This is a genomic window from Lacinutrix cladophorae (genome assembly GCF_053604645.1).
In genome coordinates, this window is sequence record NZ_JBSHNR010000121.1 from 709,197 (window position 1) to 733,638 (window position 24,442).

The 24,442-nt window shown below is 32.4% G+C and carries 15 protein-coding genes and 1 tRNA gene; 8 read left to right on the forward strand and 8 right to left on the reverse strand.

Annotated features, from left to right (window positions below; genetic code table 11):
- Nucleotides 1–46: 46 nt before the first annotated feature.
- Both ACVC3Y_RS16185 and ACVC3Y_RS16190 read right to left on the reverse strand, forming a co-directional pair.
- Complete coding sequence (locus ACVC3Y_RS16185) at nucleotides 47–2,095, reverse strand: M56 family metallopeptidase (protein WP_452227443.1); 2,049 nt, start codon at nucleotides 2,093–2,095, stop codon at nucleotides 47–49.
- A 2-nt stretch (nucleotides 2,096–2,097) separates the two neighbouring features.
- Entirely contained in the window at nucleotides 2,098–2,463 is a 366-nt protein-coding gene (locus ACVC3Y_RS16190) for a BlaI/MecI/CopY family transcriptional regulator (RefSeq protein ID WP_303420613.1), read from the reverse strand.
- Between the two features lie 119 nt (nucleotides 2,464–2,582).
- On the opposite strand from ACVC3Y_RS16190, the gene ACVC3Y_RS16195 reads away from it, so the two are divergent.
- Nucleotides 2,583–3,956: a M28 family peptidase gene (locus tag ACVC3Y_RS16195; protein WP_452227444.1), complete on the forward strand. Its 1,374-nt coding sequence runs from the start codon at nucleotides 2,583–2,585 to the stop codon at nucleotides 3,954–3,956.
- On the opposite strand, the gene ACVC3Y_RS16200 is transcribed toward ACVC3Y_RS16195, so the two are convergent.
- Entirely contained in the window at nucleotides 3,953–4,822 is an 870-nt protein-coding gene (locus ACVC3Y_RS16200) for a DMT family transporter (protein ID WP_452227445.1), read from the reverse strand. The two genes, ACVC3Y_RS16195 and ACVC3Y_RS16200, sit on opposite strands and share 4 nt — an antisense overlap.
- Nucleotides 4,823–4,958: 136 nt before the next feature.
- Nucleotides 4,959–6,347, reverse strand: a complete 1,389-nt coding sequence (locus tag ACVC3Y_RS16205) for a dipeptidase (protein WP_452227446.1) — start codon at nucleotides 6,345–6,347, stop codon at nucleotides 4,959–4,961.
- Between the two features lie 114 nt (nucleotides 6,348–6,461).
- Here ACVC3Y_RS16205 and ACVC3Y_RS16210 point away from each other — a divergent pair.
- Nucleotides 6,462–6,543, forward strand: a tRNA-Leu gene (locus tag ACVC3Y_RS16210).
- Between the two features lie 173 nt (nucleotides 6,544–6,716).
- On the forward strand, nucleotides 6,717–7,709 hold the full coding sequence (locus ACVC3Y_RS16215) for a LacI family DNA-binding transcriptional regulator (protein ID WP_303420604.1): 993 nt from the start codon (nucleotides 6,717–6,719) through the stop codon (nucleotides 7,707–7,709).
- Between the two features lie 86 nt (nucleotides 7,710–7,795).
- Here ACVC3Y_RS16215 and ACVC3Y_RS16220 read toward each other — a convergent pair whose 3' ends face one another.
- The 4 genes from ACVC3Y_RS16220 to ACVC3Y_RS16235 all read right to left on the reverse strand — a co-directional run bounded on the left by ACVC3Y_RS16220 (nucleotide 7,796) and on the right by ACVC3Y_RS16235 (nucleotide 16,562).
- The gene (locus ACVC3Y_RS16220; protein ID WP_452227447.1) at nucleotides 7,796–10,630 is read right to left on the reverse strand and encodes an alpha-amylase family glycosyl hydrolase; all 2,835 of its coding nucleotides are present in this window, start codon (nucleotides 10,628–10,630) and stop codon (nucleotides 7,796–7,798) included.
- Nucleotides 10,631–10,761: 131 nt separating this feature from the next.
- Entirely contained in the window at nucleotides 10,762–11,787 is a 1,026-nt protein-coding gene (locus ACVC3Y_RS16225) for a SusE domain-containing protein (RefSeq protein WP_452227448.1), read from the reverse strand.
- 11 nt (nucleotides 11,788–11,798) lie between these two features.
- Nucleotides 11,799–13,694 carry a RagB/SusD family nutrient uptake outer membrane protein gene (locus tag ACVC3Y_RS16230; protein ID WP_452227449.1) on the reverse strand — a complete coding sequence of 632 codons (1,896 nt, stop codon included), beginning with the start codon at nucleotides 13,692–13,694 and terminating at the stop codon, nucleotides 11,799–11,801.
- A 12-nt stretch (nucleotides 13,695–13,706) separates the two neighbouring features.
- The gene (locus tag ACVC3Y_RS16235; protein ID WP_452227450.1) at nucleotides 13,707–16,562 is read right to left on the reverse strand and encodes a SusC/RagA family TonB-linked outer membrane protein; all 2,856 of its coding nucleotides are present in this window, start codon (nucleotides 16,560–16,562) and stop codon (nucleotides 13,707–13,709) included.
- Nucleotides 16,563–16,839: 277 nt separating this feature from the next.
- Between ACVC3Y_RS16235 and ACVC3Y_RS16240 the strand changes: the two genes are divergently transcribed.
- From ACVC3Y_RS16240 to ACVC3Y_RS16260, 5 genes are all read left to right on the forward strand, one after another.
- Nucleotides 16,840–17,880, forward strand: a complete 1,041-nt coding sequence (locus ACVC3Y_RS16240) for a LacI family DNA-binding transcriptional regulator (RefSeq protein WP_303420596.1) — start codon at nucleotides 16,840–16,842, stop codon at nucleotides 17,878–17,880.
- A gap of 134 nt (nucleotides 17,881–18,014) precedes the next feature.
- The gene (locus ACVC3Y_RS16245) at nucleotides 18,015–19,388 is read left to right on the forward strand and encodes an MFS transporter (protein ID WP_303420594.1); all 1,374 of its coding nucleotides are present in this window, start codon (nucleotides 18,015–18,017) and stop codon (nucleotides 19,386–19,388) included.
- 2 nt (nucleotides 19,389–19,390) lie between these two features.
- The gene (gene pgmB / locus ACVC3Y_RS16250; RefSeq protein WP_452227451.1) at nucleotides 19,391–20,047 is read left to right on the forward strand and encodes a beta-phosphoglucomutase; all 657 of its coding nucleotides are present in this window, start codon (nucleotides 19,391–19,393) and stop codon (nucleotides 20,045–20,047) included.
- 129 nt (nucleotides 20,048–20,176) lie between these two features.
- Complete coding sequence (locus ACVC3Y_RS16255; RefSeq protein WP_452227452.1) at nucleotides 20,177–22,483, forward strand: glycoside hydrolase family 65 protein; 2,307 nt, start codon at nucleotides 20,177–20,179, stop codon at nucleotides 22,481–22,483.
- A 19-nt stretch (nucleotides 22,484–22,502) separates the two neighbouring features.
- On the forward strand, nucleotides 22,503–24,422 hold the full coding sequence (locus tag ACVC3Y_RS16260) for a glycoside hydrolase family 13 protein (protein WP_452227453.1): 1,920 nt from the start codon (nucleotides 22,503–22,505) through the stop codon (nucleotides 24,420–24,422).
- The last annotated feature ends 20 nt before the right edge of the window (nucleotides 24,423–24,442 follow it).

Here is a 24,442-nt window from a genome sequence, read left to right on the forward strand (position 1 = left end):
CACCAAACACGAATCGCACACAGATTTTAATGAATATTGTTGGCAACTAATTAATAAGTTCTCCTTTTTCGTTTACTTTTTTCCCATATCTATTAAAGTATGTTGTTTTCTCGTTTTTAACAGTATAGAAATAAGTGGTGCCATGTATATCGACATAGCCATTTCTGTCTTTTTTAGGATTTGATTTTACGTCTTGTAATGTTTCTATTTTAGTAATTACTTTTCCGTTAGCATCTGTAATAACAGGTTGTGTTGTAATGTTTACCATTGGTTTTTGTAAACCTTTTGTTTGTGTAGAGATGCTTAAGTCGGTGTCCTTTTTCAATATCGCAATAGCTTCGTCGGAAGTAATTTTTTTTCCTTCAAAATAAAAATTGGCATCTTTTTTTGCCATTTCTATAGCATGATCTAGAGGGGGTTTTGGAGGTGGAGGTGGTGGAATCATGCTTTCAGAAACGTGACCATTTTTAACCTCGTATTTCTGATTGTACTCTTCATGAATTCTCTCGTATTCTGCTCTTTCTTCTTCTGTTGCATTACCAGGAATTGGAGGTGGAGGTGGAGGTGGAGGAGAAACCATTCTTTCAGAAACGTGACCATTTTTAATCTCGTATTTCCGATTGTACTCTTCATAAATTTTCTCGTATTCCGCTCTTTCTTCTTCCGTTGCATCACCTGGAATTGGAGGTGGTGGAGGTGGAATGTTACTTACTTCTCCTTTTTTTACTTTAGGTACTGGAGGTGGAGAAGGAAAGTTTGGAAAAGGTTCAGCTTCTGTCTTTTGCTTTTCAGTCATTAAACTATATATATATTCTAATTTTTCAACGTCTTTACGTTCGATAAATCTTTTGCCTTCTGGTTGATTGTTGTATTTTTTTGCAAGTTTGTTGTATTCTGCAAGTTGTTTAGGTGTTGCTTTATCTTGCTTTTGGGTTGAAGGATGTCTAGGTGTGATATTTAGTTTTAAATACCCAGAAGCTCTTAACTGTTCTTTTACATCGGTAAAAAATCCCATTTCAATATTATCTTCTAATTTAATTTCAACGAGAACTAAATTTTGCTTTTCATTAAAAGTTAAATGATTATGGAACTCATTAAGCATGTTTTGTAAATTCTCAATAGATGTAACTCTGTCATTTACAGAAATTTTTAAGTCTTTAGTAATTCGTATTTCTAAGTTTTCTGAATTATTAATTGCCTCGTTGGATATTTGTGATTTTGTTTCCGCTTCTTTCTCTATCTGTTTTTTTGTGCTAAAGCTGAAAATTAAGATTGCTAATAATGGCAGTAGTAATAAACTACGAAGCCAAAAGGTTTGTTTGGATGTTTGTGTTTTCATAACTGTAAATCGTTTTTTGATGGATGAATAATTGATAGCGTGTTCTAAGGTTAATGTTTGCTGGTTTGATGAGAACGATAGCAATATTTTTTGATAATTAGTGCTTTCTATGCCTTTGTTAATAACTGCTTGGTCTGCTAAAAATTCATGGTTTAGTTTGATGTCTTTCTTTATTAAATAGACCAAAGGGTGAAACCAAAATAGTATTTGTAAGACCTCTATAAACAGTATGTCTAAACTGTGTTTTTGTTTGGCGTGTGTTTGCTCATGAAGTAAAACTTCTTTTGGTATTTCGTTATTTTCAAATTTGGTTTTATTAAAAAAAATGTAACTAAAAAAGGTATGTGGTATTATTAAATCTTTCAATAAAACACGTGTAAAATTGTTTGTTTTTTGCTTCGGATTTCTCCTTATTTTTAAGGCTATTTGCGATAAGTTGTACACAAATCGTATTAAAAATAATAAAACTCCTAATCCGTAAATGCTCCATAACACTATTGGTAAATAGTTTGTTGGCTCTTTTAGGATTGGGTTTTGGCTTTCAGAAAAACCTGTTACTTCTGAAATATTGGTTAATGCATTTTGAGGTTCTATATATTCTACAAAAGTTATAAAAGGAATGGTAATTGAAACCAATACAACACCTAATAGGTAAATACGCTTAAATTGATGGTTACTTGTTCTTTCTAAAAATACTTTATAGAAAGCAATAAAAGCAAGCAAACATATACTGGATTTTAATAGTACGATTTCCATGACTATTTGTTTTTTATTTCTTGATCTATAATGCTTCTTAAATCTTCTAATTCTTTTTTAGATAGATTGGTTTCTTTAGTGAAAAACGATGCGAATTGCGAACTGCTATCGTTAAAAAAGTTCTTTATTAATCCGTTTACATGTTTAGAGAAATAGTCTTTTTTCTTTACTAGCGGAAAATATTCTCGTGAATTTCCAAAAAGAGTATAATCAATAAACCCTTTATCTGTCATACGTTTTAATAGTGTTGCAACTGTGGTGTTTGCTGGTTTAGGATCTGGATAAGCTTCTAGCAAATCTTTCATAAAAGCTTTCTCAAGCTTCCAGAGGTAATTCATTAAATCCTCTTCTGTTTTTGATAATTGCATCTCTACATGTTTAGAATGTTCTCTACAAATGTAGAGAATATAATTTGATTCTACAAGTGTAGAGTCGAAATAATAATTATTGCATTACCTTTACACGTGAAATTATTGCAATTTATTCTATGAAAAAGGCATACTTTATTCTTGTTTGTTTATTGTGTTTTAGCTCTTTTGTATATGGTCAAACAATTACAGAGGTAATTAATCAAATGGATTTAGATTCTTTACAACTCACTTTAAGGGAGTTTTCTGGAGAACAAACCACCATAGTAAATGGTAATGAAGTTACTATATCTAGCAGAGTACAATCGAACAATGAACTTGCTGCAGATTATCTATTTCAAAAATTAGATAAGTTAGATCATTTAAATGTTGTTAATCAGTTTATAAATGGAGAAGCAGGAAGGAGAAATATTATAGCAACACAACTAGGAAAAACAAATCCAGATAACATTTATATTATTTGTGCACATTACGATTCGGTTGCTGCTTATTGTGCCGATGATAATGCATCTGGAACTGCAACAGTATTAGAAATTGCAAGAATATTATCGACACAATGTTTAGATAATACGATTGTTTATGCACTTTGGGATGAAGAAGAAATAGGTCTTGTAGGAGCAGGATATTACGCAAATCAAGCTGCCGCTAACAACGACAATATTCTAGGCGTTTTAAATATTGATATGATGGGATATGATGGAAATAATGACAATAATTTTGATATAGATGTTAGAGATGTTGCTAACTCTTTAGAAATGAAAGATGATCTTATTTCTATTTTAAATACTCCAGAATATGGTTTCTCTTTACAAGTTAATGTTGTAAATCCAGGAACTTCAGCAAGTGATCATTCTAGATTTTGGAACCAAGGTTATTCTGCTGTTTTAGTTGGTGAATCATGGGAAACCGATGATGAAACACCATATTATCATAGTTCAGGTGACACGTATAATACCTTAAATTTCCCGTATTATCATGCGTTGTCTAAGTTAATTATGGGGTACATGGTAACTAAAGCAGGATTAGTAAATGTAACTAATTCGGTAAGCCAAAGTGGAAATGTATTAACTGCTTTACAAAATGGCGCTTCTTATCAATGGATAAATATAGACACAGGTACTGCTATTTTAGGAGAAACAAACCAAAGTTTTACACCAGTAATGAATGGAAGTTATGCCGTAGAAATTACTTTGGGTTCTTGTATAGAAACAAGTAATTCTTTTGATTTTAATTCTTTAAGTTTAGAGACATTTAAGAATACGGAAATTGCATTTTATCCTAATCCCGTTAAGACGAATCTAGTTATTGAAAACATTGGTTCTTTTGAAGGATTAGAAATTGAATTATATGATATTAATGGAAAACTAATACTGCAAGAAAGTGCTATTAAAATTAAAACAACGCTAAACCTAAGTGCATTATCTAATGGTGTTTATTTCTTGAAAATAAAAACAAATAATAAGTTGCAGCTTTCTAAAATAATAAAAGATTAAACACGTTTTTTTTGTTTTGAACGAGCACTTTCTATAATAACAGTAGTAATAATTAAAGTGCCACCAATGTAGGTGTTAAGTGTAGGTGTTTCGTTTAAAAACAAGAAGGCTAGAAGTATTCCGAAAACAGGTTGTATACTACTAATTATACTTGCTGTACTTACGCTAAAATATTTTAAAGTTTTAATAAATAAGGTGTGTCCTATTGCTGTAGTTACTAGAGCTAGTAAAATAACATAAGGATATTCTGTTTTTATATTATCAGTGTCCATAAAAAATAAGATTGGCGACATAATAATTGTTAATATGAGTAATTGATACAACATTAAAACGGTGCCATTATATTTAGAAATATGTTGCTTTAATATTAGTATTCTAATTGCATAGCAAAAAGCAGAAAGTAGACCAAATAAAATACCTTTAACCTGCGTGTTTTGTAAATTAAAATTTGGTGCTAGAAAATAAATCCCTAATAACACGAGTATTCCTAAAGCGATATGTACTGGGTCGAATTTTACTTTAATAAATAAAGGTTCTAATAGAGCAATAAGTATAGGGAATGTGTAAAGGGAAAGCATTCCTAGAGCTACATTAGATAATTTGAGGGCATAAAAATAGGTGATCCAATGTGCACCCATAAAAAAAGCGCTTATAAAAAAAGGCAATGTGTCTTTTTTAGAGTTTATATGAAGGTTTAGCTTTTTGTATTTACAATAAGCAAAAAGGATAACTAGTGCTAATGCACTACGCCACCAAACTAGTATTTCGCTAGGCATATCGATGTATTTGCCTAAAACACCAGAAGTACTTATAAGAAAAGTTGCAAAGGTGAGCTCTAATAAATGATTTATGTGATTGTTTTTCATATAAATGTTTAATTGGCTCGTGTTAGCGATTGTAATGGCATCCTTTTTTTGCTACCATATATGGTAAAAAAAGATATAATGAAAAGCGCGACCACCTTTTACTTACTTAAAAGTAAAAGGTGGTAACACCCAAATATTACTTGTATAATTCTGTGAAATATTTGTAAAAAAGAGGAATTGTTTCAATGCCTTTAAAATAATTCCAAACACCAAAATGTTCGTTTGGCGAGTGAATTGCGTCGCTATCTAAACCAAATCCCATTAAAATAGTCTTGCTTTTTAATTCTTTTTCAAAAAGGGAAACAATAGGAATACTTCCTCCACTACGTTGTGGTATAGGCGTTTTTCCAAAAGTATCTGCATAGGCTTTACTTGCAGCTTTGTAGCCAATGCTGTCTATTGGTGTCACGTAGCCTTGACCACCATGATGTGGTGTTACTTTTACTTTAACGCCTTTAGGAGCAATGCTTTCAAAGTGATTTTTAAAGAGTTGGGTGATTTCTTCCCAATCTTGATTAGGTACTAAACGCATCGATATTTTAGCAAATGCCTGGCTTGCAATTACTGTTTTTGCGCCTTCGCCAGTGTAACCTCCCCAAATTCCGTTTACGTCTAGGGTTGGTCTTATGGAGTTTCTTTCGTTGGTAGTGTAGCCATCTTCGCCATATACAGCATCAATATCTAAAGCTTTTTTATAGTTTTCTAAAGAGAATGGTGCTTTTGCCATTTCTGCTCTTTCTTCTTTACTGAGTTCTTCAACCTTATCGTAAAAACCAGGAATAGTAATGTGATTGTTTTTATCGTGTAAGGAAGCAATCATTTTAGTTAATATGTTTATTGGGTTTGCAACTGCACCACCATATAAACCAGAGTGTAAGTCTCTATTAGGTCCTGTAACTTCAACTTCTACATAGCTTAACCCACGTAATCCGGTAGTTATAGAAGGAACCTCTTTTGCAATCATTCCTGTATCGGAAATTAAAATAACGTCGTTACTTAATTTTTCGTGGTTTTCTTTTACAAAATCGGCTAAACTTGCACTACCAACTTCTTCTTCTCCTTCAATCATGAATTTTACGTTGCAAGGTAATTGGTTGGTTTGCGTCATAAGCTCCATGGCTTTAACGTGCATATACATTTGTCCTTTGTCATCGCAAGCACCACGAGCAAAGATAGCACCTTCAGGATGTAGTTCTGTTTTTTTAATCACAGGTTCAAATGGAGGAGAATCCCATAGGTTAATTGGGTCTGGTGGTTGCACATCATAATGGCCATAAACTAGAACTGTAGGCAGGTTTTTGTCCATAATTTTTTCGCCAAATACGATAGGATATCCTTTGGTTTGACAAATTTCTACGTTTTCACAACCTGCTTTTTCAAGACTTGATTTAATTTCGTCGGCTGTTTTAAGTACGTCTTTTTTATAAGCGGAATCAGCACTAATAGACGGTATTTTAAGCAGTTCTATTAATTCGTTTAGAAATCTATCTTTATTTTGATCGATATATTTTTTAATATTTTGCATAATAAATTAACGGTTTTTGTAAAAGTACAAAAAGGGAGATAATTTTCTTTATTTAGATGTTATGAATATTCAAAGTATTGTTTATATTTGCAATCCGAAATTATCGGAAAAGTTGCAGGCGTGGTGGAATTGGTAGACACGCTAGACTTAGGATCTAGTGCCGCGAGGTGTGAGAGTTCGAGTCTCTCCGCCTGTACAAATAAAAAGCTTCTCTAAACAGAGAGGCTTTTTTTATATAATTTGCTGTTTGGTTTTTTCTTTTTGAAAAAGCTATACTGTTATAAAAAGAAATAAAAGAAGTATTTTTACTAACTAAAATTGGACAGTATTAGTTAAAAAGAATTTTTTAAGTATTAAAACCTAAGTAAAATGCAAACAAACAGAACAACATTAGCTTCTATTGCTCAAGCTTTAGAGATTTCGGTTTCTACAGTATCTAAAGCACTTTCCGATAGTCCAGAAATTGGTGTTCAAACAAAAAAGAGAGTTTTAGAATACGCAAAAGCAAATAATTATACTCCAAATAGTTTTGCATCTAGTTTTAGAAAAGGAACGACAAGTACGATAGGTTTAATTATACCAAATATTTTAAATCCGTTTTATGCAAAGGTTTTAGTTGGAGTAGAAACGTATTTAGATGATAATGGATATAAACTAATTACATCGATCTCTAATGATCTAATAGAAAAGGAAACCAAAAATATATCGGTTATGTCCAGTGGTTTTGTTGATGGATTAATTATTTGTATTTCTAAAGAAGCGGAACAAAAAAAGAAATACCAACATATTAAAACATTGTTAGATAATGGAACATCTATAGTTATGTTTGATAGGATATGTGATGAGTTGGAATGTGATAAAGTAATAACTGATGATTTTCAAGCTGCTTTTGATGCAACAGAATTTCTTATAAAAAATAGAGGTTGTAAGCATATAGTTATCACTTCAAAAATGAATAATCTACATCATTTAAATTTAAGACAAAAAGGATTTGAAGCTGCAATAGAAAAACATAAGTCCATTGTAAAATGTACGGTTATTACCGATGAAAGATCTAAAGGGTTGAAGCAGAAGCTAAAAGAATTATTAAAAAAAGATACTAGTGTTGATGGGGTTTTTGGTTTAAATGAAAAAAGTGTTTTACATGCTATTCTGTTAACTAATAAGTTGCAAAAAGAGGACAGTAATATATCTATAGCTGGGTTTTGTAATGAAATGCAATTAAAATATGATGCATCTCTTATTGTAATAAATCAAAACGCTAAAGAGATTGGTAAAGAGGCTGCCAAGTTATTATTGGAAAGAATTAAAAGTAAAGATAAAACAAGTTTTCGTACAAAAACAATTGCAGTAAACCTATAGACTTTAGTTCTTTAATAAAAAAAGCGCAATCCAGAAAACTGGTTGCGCTTTTATGTTAGAATATAAAATTAAATTTTATTTAGGGATTAAAATTTAATTAGTTTAGTGGTGCTTATTTGTTCTAACATGTTTTTAACTTTAACTAGATACATGCCTTTTGATATTTCGGATATATTAAAAGATGCGTTTTTAGAAAAATCGCCTTTGTATTCTTTTACTAGTTTTCCTGAAATATCAAATATTTGAACATCTGTAACCTCTTTATTTAATTTAAATGAATTTTTTGTTGGGTTTGGGTGTAGCTTTAAATCGGAAACATTTTCCAAGTCATCAATACTTAAAGTAGAAGCATGGTTACCAAAAATTCTAAATTGTCCTGCTGGTATATTAATGGTTGCAACAGTTGATTCAATTGTAGTGTTACCAGTTTCATCCATTAAATCGTACCAAGTTCCACTAGAAGGGAAGCTAGTATTAACAGTTTGGGCAACTACATCAAAGTTTGCTAAAACAATAACGTTTCTTAATTGTGTAGTTGGAATAGAAGTATCAAAAATATCAATACGTGGCGTTAAATTTCCTGAAGTAATTGTATAATCACCTTCAAAAACCGGCTCATTTATTTTTAATGCATTTATTCTAGACCAATCGTTGTACACTTGACTTCTAATAGGATCCGTATCCCAGTTGTTTACCCATTGTGGTTGAGGTTTTGTGTCTAATTTACAATCTGGATCATTCACGGTTCCATTATTACAAGTGAATATGGAGTTTTCCATAGCTAACTCCCCAAAATGCCAAATCATTTTAGGGCCAGGAATGGTTAAACTTACAGCACCTAAAGCAGACATTCTTGAGATTGCAGTATTTAAATCTGTTACATCGTGCGAAGTATTAGAAGCATTACCATATTGTACGTTTTTGTACATTAAGCGTTCTTCGTCATGACTCTCTGCATAACCAACTAATCTAGGAGCATTAAAGCCTCTACTAACATGGCCCATTCCGTCAAAGTTATTATCAGAGTTATAACCCATTGTTAATTGGTTATAAGGATTTGTTAATTTCCCCCAAAGCATAATACCTTTTGATACGCTTTCATTAAGTCTGTAGTTCGCCCACTCTGTTTCTTCTTGTGCGCTTCCTCCAAAACCTAAATGTTCAAAAATAACATAATGTGTTTCATCTAAAGACCAAGAGTAATCTGCATACTCTTTTAAAATAGCAACACGATCTGCTTGATAAGCATTGGTATTCGTTTCACTTCCTTCGGCATTTTGAGTAAATCCTTTAGTTAAATCCCAACGGAAACCATCAATTTTAAATTCTTCGATCCAATGTTTAACCACTCGTTCTACATAATATTGTGTTAGAGTAGATTGGTGATTAAAATCGGAACCAACACTATAACTATGTTGTGCTACTTGATTAAAATATGGGTTTTCGCTACTTGGTTCTCCCCAACCATCGCCATCTGCATCCTCCATCCACATTCTATTCATTGGGTTTCTACCAAATGCATGATTTAGTGCTACATCCAAAATTACAGCGATACCATTTTGGTGACATAAGTCTATAAACTCTTTAAGTTTATTTTCTGTACCATAAAATTTATCTAACGCCATGTGAAAAGAAGTGTTGTATCCCCAGCTTTCATTTCCTTCGTACTCCATGATAGGCATCAACTCAATTGCGTTTACATTTAAGTTTTTAAAATAATCTATTTTGTCAATTAGGTCTTGATAATTCATGTCTTCATCAAAATCTCTAATTAATACTTCGTAGATTACTAAATCTTCTTTTTTAGGTTTTTCAAAATCTGTAACTACCCAAGGATAATCTACTTGCCCAGTCTGTAAAACTGTTACTTCCCGTTCTTGTCCAGATGGATAAACAGGTAAATTTGGATACGTTGTTGAAGAAATCCAAGGATCATCAAAAGGGGATAATACTAAGGTTGAAAACGGGTCTGCGGTTTTTACCATTGCAGGGGAATTAGTAATAGGAGTTTGGTCTACTACCCAATATTGATACGTTTCAATCTGGTTACTTGTTAAACCTGTAATTTCTAACCAGAATTTATCGGAAGCAGTATCTTTTTTCATGGCATAATTAGCATCAGGATTCCAGTTATTAAAGCTTCCTGCTACGTATACAAAATCTTTGTTAGGAGCTTCTAAAACAAGTGTTGCTGAAGTATTACTTGTGTAATTTATTCCATTTTCTAAACCACTTGGTAGTGTTTGACTTTGGGTGTTATTTACTAATATGTTAAAATATTTAGATACGGAAGCACTGCCTTGTGTTACAATTAGTTCACAATTAAGGTTCTCCGTAATACCAGATATAAAATAACTGTAAAATGAAGTAGTTGTTGTATTTATGGTAGCTCCATTTGCTTTTAATTCGTATGACGCATTCCCATTAGTGTTTTGTGCTAGAATTTGTGTGCCAGCTCCTGAATTTACAGCTATAGTGCTATTGCTATCACTAGGGTTTATCATAGTAACTTGAAAAGAACCGACAGCTATTTGTAAATCTGTAGTTTGTTGTGTGCCATCCGCACTTCTAAGTACAATATTAATAGCAGTTACTGTTCCAGCACCAGTATAGTTATAGAAATTTCTAATTGTTGAAGTTAAGTCTAGTTTATATATGTTTCCAGAAACTAGAGTTAAAGCAGGTTGTGTTGTATTATTTCCCCAACTACCAATAACGTTTTGCCAATCTGAACTATCGTCTATAGTTACTCCTGTGTGTGCATAGATGGTTCCAGAATAAGATTCTAAACCTGTTCCTGTTTTATCAAAAAGTATAGTGGCGGCATCTGTTTCTTCGGGATTGTTCCCTCCTTGCCAGGATATTTGTGCATAAGTGTTAAATACACCTAGCAGCATTATTAAATAAATTATTTTTTTCATTTTTTCAAAAAATTAAAAGTTGCAATAAAATGACGTTGTTTTTTATTAAGAAAAAAGCCTATTTATATTTTACATTAAATAGGCTTTTGTTTTCTTAATATTGACTAATTCTACAAAAGAATTTAATGGTATTAATTTAACTCTATTGTGTAGGTTTGATTAAACAAGTCCATGGTAATTTTATAGCTTCCTGCAGTTACCACTATATTATCTCCTCCAGAATCTAGAGTACCATCGACTCCAGTATCTCCATAATTTACACCCCAATCATTATTAAGTCTAAATTTTAGTTCTCCATCTAGTAATGTTACGTACGTTATATAAATATCATTTCCAGCAGGATAAAGTGGCCAATCTGTACCATCCCAGCCATTTGGTGTTGAGCTACCTACTAACCCCCAAATGTCTTCGCTTGAAGCATCGGTCATGGTATAAGTAAGTGTGTTTAAATTCATGGTTATATAATAGGTTCCAGCAGTTACTGCAATATTATCTCCTCCACCTTCTAAGGTACCATCGACTCCTGTATCTCCATAATTAACAGCCCAATCATTGTTCTCTCTAAATTTGATTTCACCGTCTAATAAATATACATATGCAGCAAAAACATTATCATTTTCTGTTTTGTAAAAAGGCACATCTGGACCATCCCAAGAATTAGGAGTTGCACTTCCAACAATTCCCCAAGGAGAACTAATGTCTGATAAAGCAGGGTATGGTGTTACTGTTAAATTAACTGCTTCAGAGAAAATACTATTTATAGAACTTAGAACAACTTCCACTTTTATCTGAACTTGAGATTCTTCGTTAGGAGGTAATTCTAGAGCTGTTAAAAGGGTATTTAATTGTTGCGCAGTAAATGTTTTTAAAGACATACTTGCCGTTGCACTTTGTGGAGAAGTAAAATCACCATCTACTGTGTCGATTAATATTTTGTAAGCTTCTGGTGCAGCATCAAAACCATAATCTGGTTCTGTCCAAGTTATAGTAAGTGCATCTTGGTCTGCATTAGCTTCGGTTAAAATGACAGTATTATCAGAAAGTGATATTTCAGGGATTCCGTTACTGTTTAATTCTGTTAATTCATTATCATCACAACTTACAAATAGTGTAGTAATAAATAAGGAAAGAATTGATTTATATATTATGTTTTTCATTTTAATAGTTATTAATACCCTTCATTTTGAGAAAGGTTTGGGTTAACTGTTATAATACTTGTAGGTAAAGGAAATAAGTTTCTATAGCTAGAAACAGAAGTTCCTGAAGGGTCGTTTCCTTTAAATGGCCATACATAAGTGTCTGTTGTAAAGTAATCGTAACGAATTAAATCGGTACGTCTTTGTCCTTCCCAGTATAACTCTTTAGATCTTTCATCTAATAAATAATCTAATGTAATATCGCTACTCGAAATGTTTGCGTTTGTTCCGCCTGTAGCTCTTTCTAATAATTCATTTATTTTATTTGAGGCTAAGTTTAAATCACCACCACCACCTCTAAGCGAAGCTTCGGCATAGTTAAAATAAATTTCAGCTAGACGAATTAAAGGTAAATCGGTGTCTACAAAATCGCCTGCAGAATCTGCACCTTGATTTCCATTACTATCTATGTTTTTAAATTTTGTTACTGCATATCCTTCTGTAAATTCTGAAATATCTGTTATTTCTAAATTTTGACCATCTGCATAAAACATAGCGCGTTGATCACTAGTAGGAGTAAATGAAGTAATAGAGTATGTTAAAGCATCTAAGTCTAAAGTGATTAAATAAGTTCCTGCAGTAACTGCAATATTTTCGCCACCAGATTCTAAAGAACCATCTGCTCCATTATCCCCATAATTATTTCCCCAATCTTCGTTAAATCTAAATTTTAAGAAACCATCTGTTAACTCTGCATATAGAGCAAATTGATTCGTGCCAGTTTGGTACATTTCTGTATCTGGGCCACCCCAACCATTAGGTGTTCCATCTCCAACAATTCCCCAGTCGGATTGCGTACCTAAAGCGGTATTTAAGTCTGCAAGACTTAATACTGGAAACTTTTCTACTAAATTTTTAGTAGTTCTAAGACCTCCCCAGCCTCCATTAACACCAAATTCTGTTGCATCCATAGATCCTCCTATTGCTGCATGTACTAAAAAAGTAGATCCACCATATGTTTGTGATCTTAAACCATCAAAGTTTAATGTAAAAATAAATTCGTTTTGTGCTCCGTTAGTATCATTATCAGCAAGGAATAATTCATCATAAGCTGTTCCGTTTCCATTAGCATCATTGGTGTTTATTCTATACGAAGAATTAATCACGTTGTTAGAATAAGTAACACAATCTGTGTAACGTGCAGTTCCTGTCCAAACTTCAGCATTTAAATAAAGTTTAGATAATAATGCCCAAGCAGCAACTTGGTCTACTCTACCGTATTCATTAGAACCACTAGTTTTTAAGTTGTCTTGTATTTCTAATAATTCGGTTTCTACAAAATCAAATAATTCTGCTCTTGATGCTTGTAAAGGTAAATCTGTAGTTACTTCTGTTACTAAAGGTACATTTCCATATAAATCTATTAAGTTGTAGTAAGCGAATGCTCTTAAAAAGCGTGCTTCTGCAATAAAAGAAGTTACTTCTTCATCAGATAATACACTAGCATTGGCAATAAATGAATTACAAAAAGAAACTTCTTGTGCTAGTCTATAATACATCGCTTCTGTAAAGTCATTACTTCCAGACCAATATTGTCCATGTAGATCTTGTAATCCTGCATCTCCCCAACCAACAACAGCATGATCTGTAGTTAATTCATTAAGGTTAAAAAGCATTCTTGAGTATTGAGAAAATCCTTCATCAATATCTGAAATATCTGCTTGACCAGCAGGTCCATCTTGACCTGTAAGCGCTAAACTAGCGTAAAGTTTAGCTAATGCTCCTTTAGCTTCAGTAGCATTTGCAAATACATCCTCTTCTGTAAAACTGTCTGGATCCGTCGGTGACTGATCTAATTCGTCGTGACACCCTACAAATAATGTAGATAGTATGGTTACGAAGAATATTTGTTTAATTAAATTTTTCATTTTTCTTTTTTATTAAAAATCAATGTTTACACCCATTACAAAAGATCTTGGTCTTGGGTAAAAATTATTATCTATACCTAAATTTATTTCAGGATCTAAACCGTCGTAATCTGTTATTGTAAAAACGTTTTGCACAGATCCATATAATCTTAAAGTGGTATTTTTTATTTTGTTTAAAGTATAACCAAGTGTTATATTATCTAATTTAAAGAAAGACGCTTCTTCTACAAAATGATCACTTAAAGCAGTGTCTCCATCTATTATAGTAAAACCAGTATTATAATAATCGGAGTGTATGTTAGATAATATGTTGTTATTTGTAGCATTCGCTAAAACCCCTCTGTTAGCAGCTACATCATTGTACATGTAGTTTCCAAGACTAGCTCTAGATTGTATAGATAAATCCCAGTTTTTGTAGCTTACATTGGTGTTTAATCCCATTAAAATATCTCCAAAAGGATCTTCTTTAATATACCTATCTTCATCATTAATCACGTCATCTCCATTTCTATCAACAAATACACCTTCTAATGGCGTTCCATTTTCGTCATATACTTGTTCATATACGTAAAAACTGTTAGCAGTTTCACCTACTCTTTGCACCTGAACTTTATTTCCTACTCCTGTAGTGATGTCTCCAGTTAGTTGGTCTACAGAAAGTTTCGTGATTTCATTATCATTTAAAGATATGTTGTAGTTAATAGACCACTCAAAATCATCTGTTCTAAAAGGTATTACATTTAAATTAAATTCTAAACCTTTATTTACCATATTACCAATGTTGGCATCTATTCGGTTACCAAAATTGGTAAAAGGATCTACTAAAGAACTAGCAATTAGATCTTCTGTTTCTTTTCTATATGCATTAATAGAACCAGAAATACGTCTATTAACAAAAGCATAATCTAAACCTAAGTTAAAGGTTTTACCTACTTCCCAACGTAAGTCTTTATTGATAGGTTCTGGTCTGTAGGTTTGGTAGAAAGTACTTCCAAATTGATAATTAGCAGTATCTGTACTTCCTAAATATCTCGTTAAGAAACCGTAATCTCCTAAACCATTTATATTTCCAATCTCACCATAACCAACACGAAGTTTTAATTCGTTAAAAAATGAATTTTCCATGAAATCTTCTTTATGAATACTCCAAGCTACAGCTGCAGAAGGAAAGTACCCCCACTGATCATCTGGGTTTAATTTAGAAGAAGCATCTGCTCTTAACGAAGCAGTTACATAGTATTTTCCATCATAATCGTAATTTAATCTTCCAAAGTACGATAATAATACATTTTTAGATGGGTCTTCAAATTCGAATTGTACACCATCTTCTTCGTTTTCGCTATCGTAACTGTAATTGTCATATTCAAAAGATTGGAAAACATGTCCTGCAGCAACAGTTAAATTATGTATTTCTTTAAAAGATTTATTGTACGTTAAGTAAGCATCTAAAAGTTTATTAAATGAATTTTGAATATAACTTGTTCTAGCTCCATTAAAAGTTGCGTCGGAAGTTGGAATAAACTCTGAAGTTATTTTTCTACCATGACTATTAGAAGTATCATATCCTAAATTAACAGTAGCTGTTAAGTCTTCGAAACCATGAATCTTATAGTCAAATTTTGCATTTCCAACAAAACGTCTAACTTCAGATGTATCGTCTACTAAGTTTAATAATGCAACAGGATTTGTTGGAGCTAAGTTATTTTGATTACCAGTACCATTATCTAACCATGCAAAGTAACCTGCATATTGAGAACTTGAATCATAAATAGATTGAGTAGGGTCGAAACCAATAGCACTTCCAATAGCATCTCTATTAGCAAAAGTGTTTTCGGTATAAACTGCCCTAGCATTTAACTGTACTTTTAAATGGTCATCTAATAAAGAAGGAGTTAAACTAATCGATCCAGTTGTACGTTGGATGTTATCTCCTTTTAGTATACCATCATGATCCGAATGCCCAATTGAAGCTCTCATTGGAATTCCAAAAGCGCTTCCTAATGCATTAAAGTTATAGTCTTGACCGAATGCGGTTGTGTAAATTTCATCTTGCCAATCCGTATTCGCGTTTCCTAGTAACCCAATTTGAGTTGGACTTCCTATCTCATTAATTAACCCGTTAAATTCTGAAGCAGAAAGAACATCAATGTCATCAACAGGATTATATACCGTTGTTTGGGCACTAAAATTATATTTAAAGTCTCTGTCTTTTCCTTTTTTTGTGGTAATAAGTATCACACCATTAGCTGCTCTAGAACCATAAATAGCTGCAGATGATGCATCCTTTAAAACTACAAAAGTTTCAATATCATTTGGGTTAATAAAGTTTAATGGGTTTCTAGATCCACCAACACCAGAGTTGTCTATTGGCACACCATCTATAACATATAAAGGTTCTGAAGTTAAAGATAAAGATCCTATTCCACGAATAGTAATGTTTTGTCCATCACCAGGAGCTCCACTTCCAGAAGTTACATTTACACCTGCTACTTTACCACTAATAAGGGATTGCGCAGATACAATAGGGCCTTTGTTAAAGTCATCACTTGTTACTAAATCTGTAGTACCAGTTAAGTCTTCTTTTTTTACAGTACCATAACCAATAACTACAACTTCATCTAAACTTGAAGTATCTTCAATTAAGTTAATATTTATGGTTTGTTGTCCGTTATAAACAATCTCTTGCGAAATAAACCCAATGTAAGAAAATACTAAAACGTCTCCGTTATTAACATTAACTTCATATAATCCATCAAAATCTGTTGCAGTTCCTTTAGATGTGTTTTTTATAATCACATTCACACTAGGAAGTGGTAAAGAGGAAGATTGTTCAGTTACTGTTCCTTTTACTGTGTTTTGTGCTACCATGCACAAAGGGAAAATTAGTAGAAAAAACAATAAACTATTTAGTTTTGTTTTCATAAAATATTTTAATTAGTTATTAATTTAATTGTTATATTTTCACTTCTCGATGTTAAAACTATGTAAATTTTATGTAAAGATTTAACATCGAAAAAAGAAAAGACTAGCGCAAACGTTTTCGTGTTGAAAACTTTTTAAAATATGAGGGTTTTGTATAAAAAACAAGTAAAAATTATTACATTGGTAATTAAATATTCCCTTTTTTGAGCAATTAATAAATTCTATGAAACGAAAAGTCACCTTAAAACAGATAGCAAGAGAATTAGATGTATCTATTTCGACAGTATCTAAAGCATTAAGAAATAGCATTGAAATTAGTGAAGATACACGTCAAAAAGTGCAAGCATTTGCAAAATTATATAATTACAGACCTAATAATATAGCACTTAGTTTAAAGAATAGAAAAACTAAAACTATTGGTATAATTATTCCAGAAATTGTGCATCATTTTTTCTCCAAGGTGATTAGTGGTATTGAAGCAGTAGCTAATAAAAGAGGTTATAATGTAATTGTAGGTTTGTCTAACGAGTCTTTTGCTAAAGAGGTTATTAATATGGAAATGTTAGCCAATGGTAGTATTGATGGCTTTATATTATCTATAGCCAAAGAAACGCAACAACAGCAAGATTATCATCATTTTACAGAAACCATTAATCAAGGTATGCCAATTGTAATGTTTGATCGTGTGGTTAACGATATAAAATGTGATAAAGTGATAGTAGATGATGCCGAAGGTGCAAAGCTTGCAGTAAATAAGCTAATTCAATGTGGTTGTAAAAACATAGCGATTGTTACTACTAAGGATTATGTAAGTGTAGGAAAATTAAGAACACAAGGCTATTTAGAAGCACTAGAAGACCATAAAATGAGTCCAGAATCTAGTTTAATATTAAAAGTACATGATCAATTATTATCCGAAGACCACCTAGATTCTTTAGAAATAGAAATAGAAAATTTATTTAAAAACAATAAAAATATCGATGGTGTTTTTGCTGTAAATGAGTTGTATGCCATTACTGCAATGAAAGTAGCAAGAAAGTTAGGTTTTAAAATACCAGAGGATATACAAATTGTAGGTTTTACAGATGGAGTATTGTCTAAACACGCTGTGCCAGCTTTAACAACCGTAAGTCAGCATGGTAAAAAAATAGGCGAAAAAGCCGCCGAATTATTGATTAATAATTTAGAAAGAGAAGATGAAGAAGATGTCTATGAAACGGTAGTAATTGAAACAGAATTAATAGAAAGAAAATCTACCAAATAAAAAAAGAATACAAAATATTTAAAAACTTTTATATCTTTACACCCAAATCAAAACTTATATTTTCATTTCTCACCAATAAGTTTTGATAAGTAAATAGCTTATCAGAATAGTATTCATTTTAAAATATACTATTAATGAAAAAGCGCGCATTAGGTTTTTGGGAAATCTGGAACATGAGTTTCGGTTTTTTAGGAATTCAATTCGGATTTGCACTACAAGGAGGCTTTATGTCTCGAATTTTTCAAACATTAGGAGCAGAAAAAGATGCCATTCCATTATTATGGATTGCAGCACCTCTAACCGGTTTATTAGTACAACCAATTATTGGGTATCTAAGTGATAGAACTTGGAGTGCCAAATGGGGAAGACGAAGACCTTATTTTTTAATAGGAGCTATTTTAAGTTCTATTGCATTGTTTTTCGTACCACATTCTCCAGCACTATGGGTAGCAGCAGGGTTTTTATGGATTCTCGATGCATCCATAAATATTTCTATGGAGCCATTTCGAGCCTTAGTTGCTGATAAACTTCCAGAATCACAACGTTCTTACGGATTTGTTATGCAAACCCTTATTATAGGAATTGGTACTTGGGTTGCTAGTAACTTGCCTTGGCTTGTTTCTCAATTAGGAGTTAGTAATGAAGCTGCTTCAGGTGTGGTCCCAATGTCTGTAAAAGTAGCCTTTGCTATAGGAGCTTTTGTGTTTTTAGTAAGTATTTTATATACCGTTTTTACTACTACCGAGTATCCTCCAGAAGACATGGAAGAATTCGAAAAAGAAAAAGCGAAGAAAAATCAATTCATTCCAGATATTTTAAATAATATTGGAAACATGCCACTAACCATGAAAAAGTTAGGTGTGATTCAATTCTTTTCTTGGTTTGCATTTTTTACGATGTGGAGTATGGCAAATCCAGCACTTACCGAGCATGTATTTAATACGCCAGCTCCAGTTGAAAGTGCATATAACATGGCAAATGCTGTTCAAGCTGAAGCTTTTAAAGTCGCAAATACAGCATTTCAAGAATCTTCAAACGCTGTAGGTTCTGCTATGGGAGTCTATGGATTGTCTTCCATGGCCTTCGCACTTTTATTAACCTTTTATACTTCCAAAAAACGCATAAACCGAAAGCTAGTACATTTAGGCTCTTTAATATTAGGAGGTTTAGGTTTCTTATTAATGAGCTACACTTCACCAGAAAATTTAAAATGGTGTTTTGTATTAATTGGCTTTGCTTGGGGAAGTATTCTTTCTATGCCTTATGCTATGTTATCTAGTTCGGTAGATCCAAAGAAAATGGGTGTTATTATGGGAATCTTTAACATGTTTATTGTTATCCCACAAATTATTGCAGCCTTAGGCGGAATTAATTTTGTTTCCGGATTATTAGGAGAAGAGGCAATTAATGCCATGACGGTTGCAGGAATAAGTCTAATAATTGCAGGGCTTTGCAACTTGTTAATCACAAATAAAAATGCAATTACATATCAAGCAGAAGAAATTTAAAAATGAATAAAAAAGGATTTATATTCGATTTAGACGGTGTTATTGTAGATACCGCAAAATATCACTTTTTAGCATGGAAAGAGCTAGCTAAAAGTATAGATATAGATTTTACACACGAACAAAATGAACAACTTAAAGGAGTTAGTCGTGTAAAATCATTAGAAAAAATATTAGCATGGGGAAATAAAACTATTTCTGAAACCCAATTCAAAGCTTTAATGTTGAAGAAAAATGAAGAATATTTAAGCTATATCGCTAAAATGGACGACAAAGAAATTCTACCAGATGTTCCAAAAATTTTAAATTATTTAATACAAAAAGAACAACCAATTTCGTTAGGCTCTGCCAGTAAAAATGCAAGGCCAATTTTAGAAAAAGTGAATTTACTTTCAAAGTTTAATGCTATTGTAGATGGAAATGATGTTAGCAACGCAAAACCAGACCCTGAAGTGTTTTTAATTGCTGCAAAACATTTAAATATAAAACCAGAAAACTGTATCGTATTCGAAGATTCTGTAGCAGGTGTACAAGCTGCAAATACAGCAAATATGATATCCATTGGTATTGGGAAAAAAGAAGTATTGCATGAAGCAGATTATATTTTTTCAGATTTCACCGAAATTGAAAATAGCTTCATCCAAGAATTAATAAATAGATAAAATAATAGAAAGGAGAATTGCAATTTCTGTTTTCATCCTTTCCATAAAAAATAAATAATCAAGAAGTAAAGAAGTAGTCAAAAAGTAAGTGGTCTATATTCTTGATTCTTGATTCTCAAACAAAATAAAATGAATCAAGATTATATACAACCAGACAATTGGTCTATAATTGAAGAAGGTTTTGATGCAGATCGCGTTAAATCATCTGAAAGTTTATTCAGCATAGGTAATGGAGCTATGGGACAACGTGCTAATTTTGAAGAGCATTATTCAGGTCCAACCTTTCAAGGAAGCTACATTGCAGGTGTTTATTATCCGGACAAAACCAGAGTTGGTTGGTGGAAAAATGGCTATCCAGAGTATTTTGCAAAAGTTTTAAATGCACCAAATTGGATTGGTATTCATGTCGAAATTAATGGCGAACAACTAGATTTAAATACTTGTGTTTCAGTTTCTAATTTTAAAAGAGAGCTTAACATGAAAGAAGGTTGGTTATCTAGATCGTTTACTGCAATCCTTCAAAATAAATTAGAAGTAGAAGTAAAAGTGCTTCGTTTTTTAAGTTTAGATTTAGACGAAATTGGAGCGATTAATTACCAAGTAACACCTTTAAACGGAGAAGCTACCATTAGATTTCAACCGTATTTAGATGCCGGAATTACTAATGAAGATACCAATTGGGACGACCAATTTTGGGATACTTTAAACGTAAGTACAGAAAACGAGCAAGCGTTTATTGAAGCAAAAACTATGAAAACGGCTTTCCATACCTGTACATTTATGCAGTCTTCGGTTTTTGTAAATAATACAAAACAAGAGCAGGTTCCAGAAATAGATAAACAAGAAAATTCTATAGCACTCACATATGTCGTTTCTGTAAATACAGACCAAACTGCTAGCATTCAAAAATTTGGTGGTTATACAGTAGATAGAAATCACAATAAAAATCAATTAGTGATAGCTGCTAAAAAAGCTCTAGATACTGCTTCCAATTTAGGATTCAGTGCCCTTTTAAATAATCAAAAAGAAGCTTGGTCTAAAATCTGGGAAATGTCAGATATTACCATCGATGGTGATGTAAAAGCACAACAAGGTATTCGTTTTAATATTTTTCAATTAAACCAAACCTATTTAGGAAAAGACTCGACTTTAAATATTGGTCCAAAAGGATTTACTGGAGAAAAATATGGAGGAAGTACCTATTGGGATACCGAAGCATATTGCATCCCTTTTTATATGGCAACTAAAGACCAGAAAGTTGCAAGAAGTTTGTTAGAATACCGTTATAACCATTTAGAAAAAGCGATAGAAAATGCTCAAAAATTAGGCTTCAAAAATGGAGCGGCATTATATCCAATGGTAACCATGAATGGGGAAGAATGCCATAACGAATGGGAAATTACTTTCGAAGAAATTCATAGAAATGGAGCCATAGCTTTCGCTATTTTTAACTACTATCGCTACACAGGAGATTACAGTTATATTCCAGAAATGGGGTTAGAAGTCCTTATCGGAATTGCTAGATTTTGGCAACAACGTGCCACTTTTTCTACAGATAAAAACAAGTATGTTATTTTAGGTGTTACTGGTCCTAACGAATATGAAAACAACATCAATAATAATTTTTACACCAACTATTTAGCTAAATGGTGCATTGATTACGCATTAGAAAATATCGAGAAAGTAAAAGAAGGTCATCACGACGATTATTTACGTATTTCTGGTAAAACAAAAATTACAGATCAGGAGCTTCATGCTTGGAAAAAAGTAGCAGATAATATGTTTTTTCCATATTCGGAAAAACATCAAGTGTACTTACAACAAGATGGTTTTTTAGATAAAGAATTAATTACTGTAGCAGATTTACCAAAAGCCGATAGACCAATAAACCAAAAGTGGAGTTGGGATCGTATTTTGCGTTCGCCTTACATCAAACAAGCAGATACCTTACAAGGATTGTACTTTTTTGAAGATCAATTTTCTACCGAAGAATTAAAACGTCATTTCGATTTTTACGAACCATTTACTGTGCATGAAAGTTCACTTTCACCTTGTGTGCATAGTATTCAAGCAGCTAAATTAGATCAAATGGACCAAGCGTATACATTTTATTTGCGTACTTCTCGTTTGGATTTAGATGACTATAATAAAGAAGTTGAAGAAGGTCTACATATTACAAGTATGGCTGGAACCTGGATGAGTATTGTGGAAGGTTTTGGTGGTATGCGTGTTAAAAAGGATATGCTACATTTTGAACCTCGTATTCCTAAAGAATGGGAAGCGTATTCATTTAAAGTAAACTTTAGAGATCAAATTTTAAAAGTAAATGTATCGCAAGCAGAAACTACTTTCGAGTTAGAAGGAAATACAGATTTAAACATTCTTGTAAATGATAATCCAATAACTGTTTCACCAAATAATTTGGTAAAAATTTAAATTAAGCACACTAATTAGAATGAAAAAATTAATACACATATCATTAATCGTTTTAATTAGTGTTAGTTTTTCTTGTAAAAAGGAAACCAAAAAAGCAATACCTTCTGAAGTTGTAACCGAAGTTATAAACGATATCGAACGCATCGAACCACCACATTGGTGGACAGGTTTTAATAATACACAAGTACAATTATTGGTGAAGCATGCTAATATTTCGGAAGCAACACCTAGTATAAATTATGCAGGAGTTTCTATTGAAAAAGTGCATAAAGCAGATAGTCCTAATTATCTGTTTTTAGATCTACATATTTCAGAAAGTGCTAAAGCAGGACAATTCAATATTCATTTTAAATTTAATGAAGAAAAAGACCTTGTTCAAACCTACGAAGTAAAAGCGCGTGTAAAAGAGGCTTCCGATTATCAAGGTTTTGATAGTACAGATGCTATTTATCTAATCACTCCAGATCGTTTTGCAAATGGTGATACTTCTAATGATATAAACGAAAGTTTAAAGGAAAAAACCATCAACAGAGAAGATGATTATGCGCGTCATGGTGGTGATTTACAAGGTGTTATTCAGCATTTAGATTATATAGAAGATATGGGGTTTACTCAAATTTGGTCGTGTCCTTTATTGACTAACGACATGTCAAGGTCGTCGTATCATGGTTACGCCATGACCGATTTTTACCAAGTAGATCCACGTTACGGAAGCTTAGAAGAATACCAAGAATTAGCTGCAAAAGCGAAAGAAAAAGGTATCGGTTTAATTATGGATCAAGTGGCTAATCATTGCGGAAGTGCACACTGGTGGATGCAAGATTTACCATTTAAAGATTGGGTGAACCAACAAGATAGTTTTGAGAATAACAAACCATTAAATAATTCTAATCACAGACGTACGAGTAACCAAGATTCGTATGCTTCTAAACGCGATAAAAAAGAAATGGCAGAAGGTTGGTTTGTACCAACAATGCCAGATTTAAATCAGCGTAATCCGTTTATGGCTAATTATATTATACAAAATAGTATTTGGTGGGTGGAAACATTAAACCTTAGCGGAATTCGTCAAGATACCTATCCGTATCCTGATAAAACATTTATGTCTAATTGGGCAGGAGCCATCATGAATGAGTATCCTAACTTCAGTATTGTTGGTGAAGAATGGAGTACCAATCCGTTGTTAATTGCCTATTGGCAAGAAGGACATGACAATAAAGATGGTTACGATTCTAATTTAAGATCGACCATGGATTTTGCCATGCAAAAAAATACGGTGGATGCTTTAAATGAAGACGAACAATGGGATACAGGATTGGTGAAAATATACGAAGGTTTAGCTAACGATTTTGCCTATGCATCACCAAAAGACATTATGATTTTTCCAGACAATCATGATATGAGTCGCATTTTTACACAATTAAAAGGTGATGTACCTAATACCAAAATGGCCCTAAGTTATCTATTAACCTTACCTAGAATTCCGCAATTGTATTACGGAACAGAAATCTTAATGAACGATTTTGAAAAACCTGGTGACCATGGTTTAATCCGTACCGATTTCCCAGGAGGTTGGCAAGGAGATACTGTTAATGCATTTTCAGGTGAAGGTTTAACAGATGCACAAAAAGACATGCAGCTATTCCTTAAAAATGTATTGAATTACAGAAAATCAAGTGATGCCATCCATAATGGAAAAACCATTCATTTTGCACCTTTTATGGGAACGTATTTCTTATTTAGAGTTATTGAAGGCGAAACTGTTGTACATATTATTAATAAAAATAATGAACCAATTAGTTTAGATTTAAAACGTTTTGAAGAAGTTGGTTTACAAGGTAAAACATTAAAAAATATAGTAACGAATGAAACTTTTGTTTGGGAAGATGAAATTATCTTAAACGAAAGAGGAAGTTTGTTGCTAACCACAAAAATATAATTATTTGTCATTCCGCACTG

Excerpts from the sequence above, each read along its gene's own strand:
- ACVC3Y_RS16190 (WP_303420613.1), bottom strand. The coding sequence starts at position 2,463 with ATGCAATTATCAAAAACAGAAGAGGATTTAATGAATTACCTCTGGAAG.
- ACVC3Y_RS16185 (WP_452227443.1), bottom strand. The coding sequence starts at position 2,095 with ATGGAAATCGTACTATTAAAATCCAGTATATGTTTGCTTGCTTTTATT.
- ACVC3Y_RS16205 (WP_452227446.1), bottom strand. The coding sequence starts at position 6,347 with ATGCAAAATATTAAAAAATATATCGATCAAAATAAAGATAGATTTCTA.
- ACVC3Y_RS16230 (WP_452227449.1), bottom strand. The coding sequence starts at position 13,694 with ATGAAAAATTTAATTAAACAAATATTCTTCGTAACCATACTATCTACA.
- ACVC3Y_RS16235 (WP_452227450.1), bottom strand. The coding sequence starts at position 16,562 with ATGGTAGCACAAAACACAGTAAAAGGAACAGTAACTGAACAATCTTCC.
- pgmB (WP_452227451.1), top strand. The coding sequence starts at position 19,391 with ATGAATAAAAAAGGATTTATATTCGATTTAGACGGTGTTATTGTAGAT.
- ACVC3Y_RS16195 (WP_452227444.1), top strand. The coding sequence starts at position 2,583 with ATGAAAAAGGCATACTTTATTCTTGTTTGTTTATTGTGTTTTAGCTCT.
- ACVC3Y_RS16200 (WP_452227445.1), bottom strand. The coding sequence starts at position 4,822 with ATGAAAAACAATCACATAAATCATTTATTAGAGCTCACCTTTGCAACT.
- ACVC3Y_RS16215 (WP_303420604.1), top strand. The coding sequence starts at position 6,717 with ATGCAAACAAACAGAACAACATTAGCTTCTATTGCTCAAGCTTTAGAG.
- ACVC3Y_RS16260 (WP_452227453.1), top strand. The coding sequence starts at position 22,503 with ATGAAAAAATTAATACACATATCATTAATCGTTTTAATTAGTGTTAGT.
- ACVC3Y_RS16245 (WP_303420594.1), top strand. The coding sequence starts at position 18,015 with ATGAAAAAGCGCGCATTAGGTTTTTGGGAAATCTGGAACATGAGTTTC.
- ACVC3Y_RS16225 (WP_452227448.1), bottom strand. The coding sequence starts at position 11,787 with ATGAAAAACATAATATATAAATCAATTCTTTCCTTATTTATTACTACA.
- ACVC3Y_RS16240 (WP_303420596.1), top strand. The coding sequence starts at position 16,840 with ATGAAACGAAAAGTCACCTTAAAACAGATAGCAAGAGAATTAGATGTA.
- ACVC3Y_RS16220 (WP_452227447.1), bottom strand. The coding sequence starts at position 10,630 with ATGAAAAAAATAATTTATTTAATAATGCTGCTAGGTGTATTTAACACT.
- ACVC3Y_RS16255 (WP_452227452.1), top strand. The coding sequence starts at position 20,177 with ATGAATCAAGATTATATACAACCAGACAATTGGTCTATAATTGAAGAA.